This window comes from Halomonas sp. NPDC076908 (assembly GCF_050269715.1).
Taxonomy (GTDB): Bacteria; Pseudomonadota; Gammaproteobacteria; order Pseudomonadales; family Halomonadaceae; genus Vreelandella.
The window spans coordinates 40,595-51,590 of sequence record NZ_JBNNIW010000030.1; the positions used below are offsets into that span (position 1 = coordinate 40,595).

The 10,996-nt window shown below is 50.6% G+C and carries 10 protein-coding genes and 1 pseudogene; 6 read left to right on the forward strand and 5 right to left on the reverse strand.

The window, feature by feature from the left end; all coding sequences use genetic code 11:
• Positions 1 to 44: 44 nt before the first annotated feature.
• Positions 45 to 1,508 carry a chromosomal replication initiator protein DnaA gene (gene dnaA / locus ACQKE4_RS15710; protein ID WP_427389297.1) on the reverse strand — a complete coding sequence of 488 codons (1,464 nt, stop codon included), beginning with the start codon at positions 1,506 to 1,508 and terminating at the stop codon, positions 45 to 47.
• 534 nt (positions 1,509 to 2,042) lie between these two features.
• Here dnaA and rpmH point away from each other — a divergent pair.
• The 4 genes from rpmH (at position 2,043) to mnmE (ending at position 5,900) form a co-directional block, all read left to right on the forward strand.
• Positions 2,043 to 2,177: a 50S ribosomal protein L34 gene (rpmH, locus tag ACQKE4_RS15715; RefSeq protein ID WP_008959105.1), complete on the forward strand. Its 135-nt coding sequence runs from the start codon at positions 2,043 to 2,045 to the stop codon at positions 2,175 to 2,177.
• 13 nt (positions 2,178 to 2,190) lie between these two features.
• Positions 2,191 to 2,583, forward strand: coding sequence for a ribonuclease P protein component (gene rnpA, locus ACQKE4_RS15720; protein WP_427389298.1), 393 nt, complete (start codon positions 2,191 to 2,193; stop codon positions 2,581 to 2,583).
• A gap of 121 nt (positions 2,584 to 2,704) precedes the next feature.
• On the forward strand, positions 2,705 to 4,393 hold the full coding sequence (gene yidC, locus ACQKE4_RS15725) for a membrane protein insertase YidC (protein WP_427389299.1): 1,689 nt from the start codon (positions 2,705 to 2,707) through the stop codon (positions 4,391 to 4,393).
• A gap of 136 nt (positions 4,394 to 4,529) precedes the next feature.
• Entirely contained in the window at positions 4,530 to 5,900 is a 1,371-nt protein-coding gene (gene mnmE, locus ACQKE4_RS15730; RefSeq protein WP_427389300.1) for a tRNA uridine-5-carboxymethylaminomethyl(34) synthesis GTPase MnmE, read from the forward strand.
• A 27-nt stretch (positions 5,901 to 5,927) separates the two neighbouring features.
• Here mnmE and ACQKE4_RS15735 read toward each other — a convergent pair whose 3' ends face one another.
• The 4 genes from ACQKE4_RS15735 to rdgB form a co-directional block, all read right to left on the reverse strand.
• Positions 5,928 to 6,773, reverse strand: a complete 846-nt coding sequence (locus tag ACQKE4_RS15735) for a 23S rRNA (adenine(2030)-N(6))-methyltransferase RlmJ (RefSeq protein WP_427389301.1) — start codon at positions 6,771 to 6,773, stop codon at positions 5,928 to 5,930.
• Between the two features lie 89 nt (positions 6,774 to 6,862).
• Positions 6,863 to 7,537, reverse strand: coding sequence for an OmpA family protein (locus tag ACQKE4_RS15740; RefSeq protein ID WP_427389302.1), 675 nt, complete (start codon positions 7,535 to 7,537; stop codon positions 6,863 to 6,865).
• A 57-nt stretch (positions 7,538 to 7,594) separates the two neighbouring features.
• Positions 7,595 to 8,779, reverse strand: a complete 1,185-nt coding sequence (hemW, locus tag ACQKE4_RS15745) for a radical SAM family heme chaperone HemW (RefSeq protein ID WP_427389303.1) — start codon at positions 8,777 to 8,779, stop codon at positions 7,595 to 7,597.
• Positions 8,772 to 9,380, reverse strand: coding sequence for an RdgB/HAM1 family non-canonical purine NTP pyrophosphatase (gene rdgB, locus ACQKE4_RS15750; protein WP_427389304.1), 609 nt, complete (start codon positions 9,378 to 9,380; stop codon positions 8,772 to 8,774). Before rdgB ends, hemW begins: the two co-directional genes overlap by 8 nt.
• A 282-nt stretch (positions 9,381 to 9,662) precedes the next feature.
• Here rdgB and ACQKE4_RS15755 point away from each other — a divergent pair.
• A pseudogene (locus ACQKE4_RS15755) lies at positions 9,663 to 10,354 on the forward strand (LuxR C-terminal-related transcriptional regulator).
• A gap of 93 nt (positions 10,355 to 10,447) precedes the next feature.
• Positions 10,448 to 10,900 carry a CsgE family curli-type amyloid fiber assembly protein gene (locus ACQKE4_RS15760; protein ID WP_427389305.1) on the forward strand — a complete coding sequence of 151 codons (453 nt, stop codon included), beginning with the start codon at positions 10,448 to 10,450 and terminating at the stop codon, positions 10,898 to 10,900.
• Positions 10,901 to 10,996 lie beyond the last annotated feature (96 nt).

The window sequence follows — 10,996 nt, forward strand, 5'->3', positions numbered from 1 at the left end:
TATCCTGAAAGACCTGCCTGTGACAGGCCCGTCCTATGGGATGATTAACTGGTCAAAAGGCGCAGCAAATTCTTATAGTCTTCGCGAATATCAGCGCTCTCTTCCTGTAAGGATTTAACCTTGCGACAGGCATGCAACACCGTTGTGTGGTCGCGACCGCCAAACGCATCCCCAATCTCCGGCAAACTGTGATTGGTGAGCTCTTTAGCGAGCGCCATTGCCACTTGGCGTGGGCGTGCAACGGAACGCGAACGACGCTTGGATAGTAAATCCGCTACTTTTATCTTGTAGTACTCGGCTACCGTGCGCTGGATATTATCTACCCCTACCTGCTTATCTTGAAGGGCCAACAGGTCTTTAAGCGACTCACGAATAAAATCTTGGGTAATCGTTTTACCCATAAAGTGCGAATCAGCGATGACTTTTTTCAATGCTCCTTCCAATTCGCGCACGTTAGAACGAATCTTCTGAGCAATAAAGAAAGCCGCATCGTGGGGCAAATCGACCTTAGCTTGGTCGGCCTTTTTCATCAAGATGGCCACGCGGGTTTCAAGCTCCGGCGGTTCAATCGCTACCGTAAGGCCCCAACCAAAACGCGATTTAAGACGCTCTTCAACACCGCTAATCTCTTTAGGATAGCGATCAGAGGTCAGGATCATCTGCTGACCACCTTCTAAAAGCGCATTGAAGGTATGAAAAAACTCTTCTTGAGAACGCTCTTTTCCGGCAAAAAACTGAATATCATCAATAAGTAACGCATCGACGCTGCGATAAAAGCGCTTGAAATCGTTAATCGCATTGAGCTGCAACGCCTTCACCATGTCGGCAACAAAGCGTTCTGAATGTAAATAAACGACCCGGGCGTTTTCACGCCGTGTTGCTAACGCATTTCCCACCGCATGCATTAAGTGGGTTTTACCAAGCCCCACGCCGCCGTATAAAAACAAGGGGTTATAAGCTCCCCCTGGGTTTTCTGATACTTGCCGTGATGCCGCACGCGCTAATTGGTTAGATTTACCTTCTACAAACGTATCAAAGGTAAAATTTGGATTCAGTCCACTGCCGTGCTTAAGGCTGCCTTCTACCTGTACTTGGCGTTCGTTACCACGCCTAGGGGCTTCTTCACGCATCTTATCAATTTCGCGCTCATCAGCAATATCGCCACGTTGCGACGTATGGACTGCAGGCGCTGAAGGCCGCGTAGGAGAAGCAGAGACAGGATGACCTAAATCACGGTGCTGCGGCGCCTGTGCTGCTGGGCGGCGGCTACCTACCGTCAAGCTGACCTTAGGCGGTTTAGCTGGCGCGAGTTCACGCATCAGCTCACTAATCCGCTTGGCATACTTATCACTCACCCAATCGCGCACAAAGCGATTCGGCGCTAATAAGCGCAGCTCGTTGGACTCTCCTTCCTCTGCCTGCAGTGGGCGTATCCAGGTGTTGAACTGCTGAGAATTCAGCTCATCCTGCAGGTTGTCCAGGCACTGTTGCCAAAGCGTGAGTGACACTCATCTCACCATCGGTTGAAAACGGCCGACCATTGTAGCGCTCAAAGCGCTGGTTATCCACATGGGTTTATCCTTCAATATCCGCCTGTGGACAACTTAGAGTAAGCCCACGGGACAAGCCTGTGGAGGAGCGGGGATAAATTCTAAAAAGGGTACTTACACTGACGTTAATCACATCAAACCAACAGCTTATAGCCTGCTTATGCGCGACTTACACACAGTTTTTTTATATCTATAAGCTATTAATAAAAAACAACTTAAAGTACTTATCCACAAATAGTATCCCCACTATTAATAACAACAGGTTTAGAACTACTAACTAGTAATAGTAGTAGTCCTGTTAAATCTGCATTCAGGTCTTTTAAACAAATGTGCATTGCGGCTTTGAAGCTTTTTGTGCAAGGAAAAATTGCACCGAGCGGAGGAAGTCTCTACAATTTCCGGTCTTGAATTGAATCTCCCCGGCTAGTTCTCCACTGGACCGGGCTTTTTGGAATTCACTTTCCGTCCTAAACCACGTGGGAATAACGAGTTATGAAACGCACTTTTCAACCTAGCGTTCTCAAGCGCAAGCGCGCGCATGGCTTCCGTGCTCGTATGGCAACCAAAAATGGTCGCGCCGTCCTCGCACGCCGCCGTGCTAAAGGCCGCAAGCGTCTGAGCGCCTGATCTCGGATTGCGTGTGCCGCAGCAAGGCTTTCCCCGGCAATTACGGTTACTAAATGCTGGGGATTTCAGTCACGTGTTTGAGCAAGCCGACTTGAAAGTGCATGGCAAAGGTATGATGGCGTTAGTTCGCTTAACTACTCGAGGTTATCCTCGCCTTGGACTGGTGGTCAGCAAGAAAAACGTCAAACGCGCCGTAGATCGCAACCGTTTTAAGCGTCTCGTGAGAGAATCCATCCGTCTCCGCCAAGATCACCTACCCTCTGTGGATATTGTGGTTCTTGCTCGGCGCGGCGTTCAGGATATCGATAACGAAACCTTACATCGCCAGCTACATGGCATGTGGAAGCGACTTCAGCGTGACGCACAGGCGGTGCCTTCAGCATCTCCGTTAACGCGTAACACGTGACATTTGGTGCACTCTTCACCGCTCGACCTCGGCCTGCCGCCTGGCAGGCTTTCGTGTGTCAAGGGTCGAGTAAATGACACTGCGCCATTAGCATGTTCACCACCCAGCGGGCAGAACCCTCATGGACGTAAAACGACTTTTATTACTGATTCCACTAGCCGTACTTGCCTACTTGCTCGTCGTCCAGTGGAATCAGGATTACGGGCAGCCGAATTACGATTCGACACCTGAAATGACGCAACGCAGCAATGCGGTGCCTTCCAGCGATATTGATGACGGCAATGGCTTAGCGGTTCCTAGTAGCTCTCCGCAGCAAAGTGCAGTGAGCGAAGGTATTTCTGGGGACACCGAAAGCGAAACCGCGAGCCGTGACTTTATTGCAGTTACCACCGATGTCCTTGATGTACGCATCGATCCCCACGGCGGTGATATCGTTTACGCTGCTTTACCGCAGCATAAGCTAACGCTCGACTCAGACCGTAACTACGTACTGCTGTCAGATAACGACAATCGTAGCTACGTGGCACGCTCAGGTTTGCAGCTCGATGGTCAGGCGAACCGTATTGCGTTCACACCTGAGAATTCAGAGTACCGTTTAGGCGATAACGATGATCAGTTGAACGTAGACTTAACCGCCGAGGTGAATGGTGTTGATGTCATTAAGCGCCTTACCTTTGAGCGTGGCAGTTACGCGGTAAACGTTAATTACTACCTTGCCAATAATACTGATGCACCTGTTAGCGCGCGCTTTATTGGTCAGTTGGCACGTGATAACACCCCTGACCCGTCAAGCGGTGTTGCGATGGGTATGAGCTCCTACTTGGGTGCAGCTTACTCAACGCCGGACGCTCGCTACGAGAAGATCGATTTTGGTGATATTCAAAGCCGTAGCTTTGAAAACCGCGAAGCTCAGGGTGGCTGGATTGCGATCATTCAGCACTATTTCGTCTCAGCATGGGCGCCTCAGCAGGATCAGCAGAACCTTTACTACGTAACGACTGACTCCAGCAATCGTAACGTAGTGGCATTTGCTGGCCCGACCAGCAGTATTGCGGCAGAGAGTGAAGCCACCTTGGGCGCCACGCTCTACATGGGCCCAAAGGTTCAGGACAACTTAGAGCAAGTTGCCCCCAACCTACGCTTAACAGTCGATTACGGCTGGCTTTGGTTTATTGCTAACCCGCTGTTCTGGCTACTGGATAAGATTCACGACATCGTGGGTAACTGGGGTTGGTCGATTGTGCTATTAACCGTACTGGTTAAGACCATCCTGTTCCCGCTCTCGGCCAAGGCTTATAAGTCGATGGCTCGAATGCGTAAACTCGGCCCAGAAATGCAGCGGCTGAAAGAGATGTATGGCGACGACCGCCAAAAAATGTCCCAAGAGATGATGAAGTTTTACCAGAAGGAGAAGATTAATCCGCTGGGGGGCTGTCTGCCGATTTTGATCCAGATGCCCGTCTTCATCGCCCTCTACTGGATGCTGCTGGAATCCGTTGAACTGCGTCATGCACCGTTTATGTTCTGGATTCAGGATCTATCGGTGAAGGATCCCTACTTCATCCTGCCGATTCTGATGGGCATTTCGATGTTTGTTCAGCAGATGTTGAACCCAACGCCTCCGGATCCCATGCAGGCGAAGATCATGAAGATGCTGCCCATTATCTTCACCTTCTTCTTCCTGTGGTTCCCGGCGGGTCTGGTTATCTACTGGGTAGTCAACAACATCATTTCGGTGGCACAGCAGTACTACATCACGCGCAAAATCGAGAACGATCCAAATGTCGGCAAAGGCATGAGAACCAAATAAGTCCGCCGTTTGAGTAACATCTCCAGACCCCCGCCCTGTGCGGGGGTCTGGCGTTTTGAAGCCGACAAATTCACACTATGCCTATCAATATTGAATCGTCCCTCTCAGTGACTTGCCAATTTAAAAGAGATTTACCATGGCCGAACGCCTCTACACGCCTGACACCATTGCAGCACTGGCAACGCCTCCCGGCCGCGGTGGCGTAGGTATTATCCGCGTCTCCGGCCCCGCCTGCCGCAAGATAGCCCAAGCGATGATCGGGCATTGTCCCGCGCCTCGTTACGCCCACTATGGCCCTTTCCAGGGCGCTGACGGCACTATCGATGAAGGTATCGCTCTACTGTTTAACGGCCCTCACTCGTTTACCGGCGAGGACGTACTGGAACTGCAGGGCCATGGCGGCCCTATCATTATGGACATGCTGTTGGAACACTGCGTAGCCTTGGGTGCCCGGTTAGCGCGCCCTGGAGAATTTTCTGAGCGGGCATTTTTAAATGATAAGCTCGACTTGGCACAGGCCGAAGCGATTGCCGACTTAATTGATGCCACCTCCCGCTCAGCCGCTGAAAACGCGGTGCGGTCGCTGCAAGGTGAATTTTCAAAGCGTGTTGCTGCGCTAGTAACGCGGCTGATTGAGCTACGTGTTTATGTAGAGGCAGCCATCGACTTCCCTGAAGAGGAAATTGATTTTCTTGCCGATGGCCATGTAGCTCAGCATTTAAGCGATGTGCAGCAAGCATTAAGCGCCGTACGCCAGGCAGCAGGCCAAGGCGCACTGCTGCGCGAAGGCATGAGCGTGGTCATTGCCGGGCGCCCCAATGCGGGCAAATCCAGCCTGCTTAACGCCCTCACTGAGCAGGATACCGCGATTGTGACGGATATCGCTGGCACCACGCGGGATGTACTGCGCGAACATATCCATATCGATGGTATGCCGCTACATATTATCGATACCGCCGGGCTGCGTGATACGCCAGACGCGGTAGAGCAAATAGGTGTCGCACGTGCTTGGGCCGAAATAGAAAAAGCCGACCGGGTGCTATTACTGGTGGATGCCAGCAGTACTGCCTCAACCGACCCTATGACCATCTGGCCCGAGTTCGTAGCCAGGCTCCCCGACCAGCAGCGCCTGACCCTGGTACGAAATAAGATTGATACCAGCGAGGAACCCGCAGGCTTAGATTTGTCCACAGCCACGCCTACGGTACGTCTTTCGGCAAAAACAGGTGAGGGTGTGGATAACTTAAGAGCTCACTTGAAAGACGTCATGGGCTTTGCTGCCACCACTGAAGGGCGGTTCTCTGCTCGCCGACGCCATTTAGATGCCCTTGATCGTGCCATGGCCGCACTGGAAACAGGGCGCGCCCAACTCGACGGTTACGGTGCTGGCGAGCTACTGGCAGAAGATCTCCGCGATGCCCAGCAGGCATTGGGGGAAATCACCGGCGAGTTCAGCGCTGATGATTTATTGGGTGAAATTTTTGGTAGCTTCTGTATCGGCAAATAATCGATAGCGATTATCTATCTACAACGGCTACTCACCCACCCACCAGTCAGCCTGATAGCGGCTGGTGGCACCCAACAGCGGTGTAATCTCTGCCATCGCAGCAGCTAGGCGTTGATCTAGCCCCCAGGGCGGGTTAATCACCAACATGCCGCTGCCAAACATACCGTGCGTCTGCTCAGTGGGCTCACGCAACAGCAGCTCGCTACGCCAGATGTTTCGTATACCGCTCTCCTTGAGACTGCTTAATAGGGTGTGATGATGGCCTGCTGGCAGCAGCGGGTACCAAATTAATACCACCCCATGGCGCGCTTTTTCTAACGTATACGCCACCGTCTCAGCAACCTCATGATACTCCACTTTACGCTCGTAACTAGGGTCAATAAGCACGCATAACCTTGGCGTAATAACAGGGAGCATGGCCGTAAGGCCCGCTAATCCATCACCAAACACACGCTGTGCCTGGGGGGCTAGCCCTTGAGTATTAAGTTGCTTGTGTTCACCAGGATGCAGTTCAAACAGCCGCAGCTGATCCTGATCGCGTAACCCAAGGCTCAACCACCATGGAGAACCTGGGTAGTGGGTTAATGTGTTTGTGTCAGGCTGCGCGCATGCCAATGCCGCTTTCCACGCACTTAGTAACGGGTCAATAAAGACCGTACTCGCCTGCCACAGTGGCCATATTCCCTCGCGGTACTCTTGCAAGCGCTGGGTCTCTAGGCCACTAAGTGGATAGAGTCCTCGACCCGCGTGCGTATCGACATATGTAATGGCTGTTTTTTTACGTAATAAATATTCAGCTACCGCATAAAGCGTAAGATGCTTATGAACATCGGCGAAATTACCGGCATGGTAGGCATGTTGGTAGGACAGCATGGCAACTCATCAGCTAGAGAATAAAAAAACCCGCTATGGGAGCATAGCGGGCTTTAAGCGGCAATAGCCAGATTTTAACCTTAAGGGTATTAACCTTGACCGTTACCTGTGGGTGTTAAGGTAATTTCTACGCGACGATTCTGCGCACGGCCTTGCTCATTGTCATTGCTGGCCACTGGTCGAGTAGCACCGTAGCCCGATGTGTTAAGACGCATGGACGAAACACCGTTCTGTGTTAAGTAGCTGCCTACCGCTTGAGCGCGACGCTCAGAAAGACGCTGGTTGTAGCTGGCGTCGCCCACGCTATCAGTATGGCCTGCGACGTTAACCCGTGTGTCTTGATACTGGGTTAGAACGTTAGCCACTTCATTAAGCGCATTACGCGCTTCGCTGGTGAGATCTGCTGAATCAAAGCCGAACGTCACACCACTGGGCATATTAAGCACGATGTCGTCGCCCTGACGATCAATCTCAATGCGCGACCCCTGCAGATTTTCACGCAGCTGCTGCTCTTGGCGATCCATATAAACACCAATACCTGCGCCTGCGGCAGCACCAACGGCGGCGCCAATTAAAGCACGGTCACGACGGCTGGTACTGCCATCGCCTGACAGTGCACCTGCGGCAGCACCGACGGCTGCACCAATACCAGACCCCATCGCGGTGCTAGAGCGCTGCGTTTGGCCACCATAAGGATCCGATGTGGCGCAACCCGCTACTAAAATAGCGGCTGCTAACGGTGTCAGTAGTCGAGAAATTCGCATCACTCACTCCTTGTTTGTCTTCAAGCTTTTGTGTTCACGCTTTTTTTAAATCGCAGCTTAATCATTGCTAATCGAAGCCAGCAACTCATTCAAGAATAATAGACCTTGAGGTGATGCACGCAGTTTTTCCGGCATTTCCATCAAAAGTCCTTTTTTATCGGCGGTTTGTAACCGTGCCAGTAACAATCCACTAGGCTGGCCTGTATTCGCCATCCATCTATCCAGCGCAACGCCTTCCGTCAGACGGAGCGCATTCATGGCGAATTCTAACGGCAACTCTTCTATTTCAATCAACTGCTTACCCGCTATAAACCCACGCGGGTCATTCATTCGCCTTAAGTAAGCATCAGGTTGGCGCGTTTTCCAGCGGCGCTCTATGTGCCAATTCCCCAGCGGATCAATAACACTGAGCTTGCCATGTGCACCGGCACCAATGCCTAAATAGTCACCAAACTGCCAATAGTTAAGGTTATGACGACTCTGATGGCCGATTTTTGCATACGCCGAAATTTCGTACCGCTCAAAACCTGCACTTTCTAACAGAGTGTGGCCACTATCCTGGATATCCCAAAGCGCTTCTTCTTCAGGCAGACTCGGTGGCTGGGAATGAAAAGCGGTATTGGGTTCCAGAGTAAGTTGATACCAGGAGAGATGATTTGGCGCCAATGCTAACGCTTGCTCAATGTCATCCAACGCCAGTTGGGGCGTCTGCTGGGGCAAACCATGCATAAGATCAATATTGATATTGATAAAGCCAGCTTGGCGCGCTTGCTCAACCGCCGTGACAGCTTCGTGACCGCTATGGATACGACCAAGTGCCTCTAACTGAGCCTCCTGAAAACTCTGGATACCCAAAGAAAGCCGATTAATGCCAGCTTCACGGTAACCTATAAAGCGCGACTGCTCAGTCGTACCCGGATTTGCTTCAAGGGTAATTTCGGCATTAACAGCAAACGGTAAACGCGCTTCAATTTCGCTCAATAAACGCTGATAGAACGCTGGTGATAGCAGGCTTGGTGTTCCGCCACCGATAAAAATAGTCTGTATTTCCCGACCCGCTGCTAAAGCAAGATCCCCGTCCAGATCTTGTAGCAACGCGTTAAGATAAGCTGCCTCAGGCAAGTCCCGAGGCGTGAAGCCATGTGTACCCGGTTCGTGAGAGTTGAAATCACAATAGGGGCATTTACGTACACACCAAGGTGTGTGGATATAAAGTGATAACGGTGGCAGCTTATCAGCCATGCGCCACCTTCAGAAAGTCTACCAAGCCTTGCAAAGCGCGTCCTCGATGACTCAAGCGATTTTTGGTTTCGCTGGGAAGCTCAGCAACACTCATCCCTTGGTCCGGTAACCAGAAAAGCGGATCATAACCAAACCCTTCTTTCCCCCTTGGGTGGGCAAGGATCTCACCTTCCCAACTGCACTGCACAATGATGGGGACTGGGTCTTTTGGGTGGCGTAAGTACACCAGCACACACCAGTAGCGCCCACTCCGCTGACCCTCAGCGCATTCACTTAACGCCTCTAATAATTTTTCATTATTTTTTTCATCGCTTTTGGGTTCGCCACCATAACGGGCCGAATAAATACCTGGTGCCCCGTGCAGTGCATCGACTTCAAGACCTGAGTCATCCGCCAGTGCCGGTAATCCACTGATAAGACTGGCTTCACGCGCTTTTAACAGAGCGTTTTCAACGAAGGTTAAGCCTGTTTCTTCAACATCTTTAACGCCGAAATCTGCCTGGGGACGGACATCAAACCCTAAAGGTGAAAGTAATTGATTGAATTCTCTTAACTTTCCAGCATTTCCGCTAGCAAGAACAAGCGTATTAACTGATGCCATGACACACACTCCAAACAGTAGAACCACAGTTTACGCTCTGATGAGACGTATCAAAAACCAGCAAAATGTTACTAAACGTATCTATAAAACAGTTGCTTTAACAACAACTAATTTATCAAAAAAACAAATTAAGTTATTGTTTATAAAACATATAACAAAAACCAAGTTTTTTATACCATTTATTTTCATCAAATATTTAATAACAAAACTTTACGAAACATATCTTATGGATAACACTTCAGAGGTTACCTGCTCACTCTTTCTTTCCACGAGGGCTACCCAATGTCACAGGAAAAATCTACCGGTTCGGTGTATATCGTGACCGAGAAAAGTCCCCAGGCGCAGTTATTCGCTGAATACTTGAATCAGCACACTGGTTGTCAAATCACTATCCATGCTCCCCACGCAGCACTTCCTATCACTGGTTCGGGGAATGTGTTGATTCTGATTGATAGTGATCATATCGGCATTGAAGCTCTGCCAGAGTGGCAAGATAAGTTACCCGAGGCATTGGCTAAAACACCCTTGGCAGCATTCAATATCCACGATATGGATCACGCGCTAGAGGCACTTTCTTGTGCCCAGTTAAAAGGGGTTTTTTACCGCAATGAAAGCCTCGAAGTTATTTGTAAGGGGATACACGCTTTACTAGAAGGAGAGTTATGGATGTCGCGGGACTTAATGGCCCGGCTAATCCTGTTTTATCGCAAATATCAAAGCAATGCTTTCCGTCCCGCTTGTGGATTAACCAACCGGGAAATGGAAATTATTTCTCTGTTAAGTGCCGGCTCCTCTAACCAACAATTGCTGAAAAGCTATTTGTAAGTGAACACACCGTTAAGTCCCACCTTTACAACATCTTTCGCAAAATCAACGTGCATAACCGTATTCAGGCGCTTAACTGGATCCACCAAAATCTTGGCCCCATTTTACCCAATATTGAAACCGCGCGCAGTTTGCAGCGCCATCGGTAGCGCTTACGCGCAAGGTAGCTCGCTATGTTGTGTTTAAACCGATTATCCAGAACCGCTTTTGCACTGTTGATGTGGGTATGCACATCAATAGTAATGGCTAACGAGCCCGCCCCCCCAGCCGAGGCTATGCCAGAAGACGAACAACAGGCAATTGAAGCTATTAACCAACTTTCAAGTCCTGATGGCCCCGAGGTGCTAGGCAGTTCTAACAGAAGTAGTGAGCTGACCGGGGTCATGGTGGACCGCACGATCACTATGGCAGGTAAAACGTTTTACCGCGCCTTTAGCCAACAGGCGATGGACAACCTGATTATTGGTAACGCCACTATCACTATTCATGAACGGCCTGATGCACGTTGGGGCAGTCAGATATGGGTGATGGAAGGTAACCAGATGTATTTCCGTACACAGCTCTCCCCAAGGATTAATGAAGCTGACCGAGCCGCCGGGGAAGCCGTACAAACCGTCGAAGAAGCGCTGCTACGAGAACAGATAACCTCAGCGCTTACCTCAGACAAAGACCTGGGAAAAGAGGAGCTACGTTAATCCTGAATCCGTGAAGCCGGCGCCGACACTTTCCCTATCACCGCCAGCGAGCACTTTTTGATCATTCGCCCCGTGCAAGTTGGCTTTCGCAAGCCC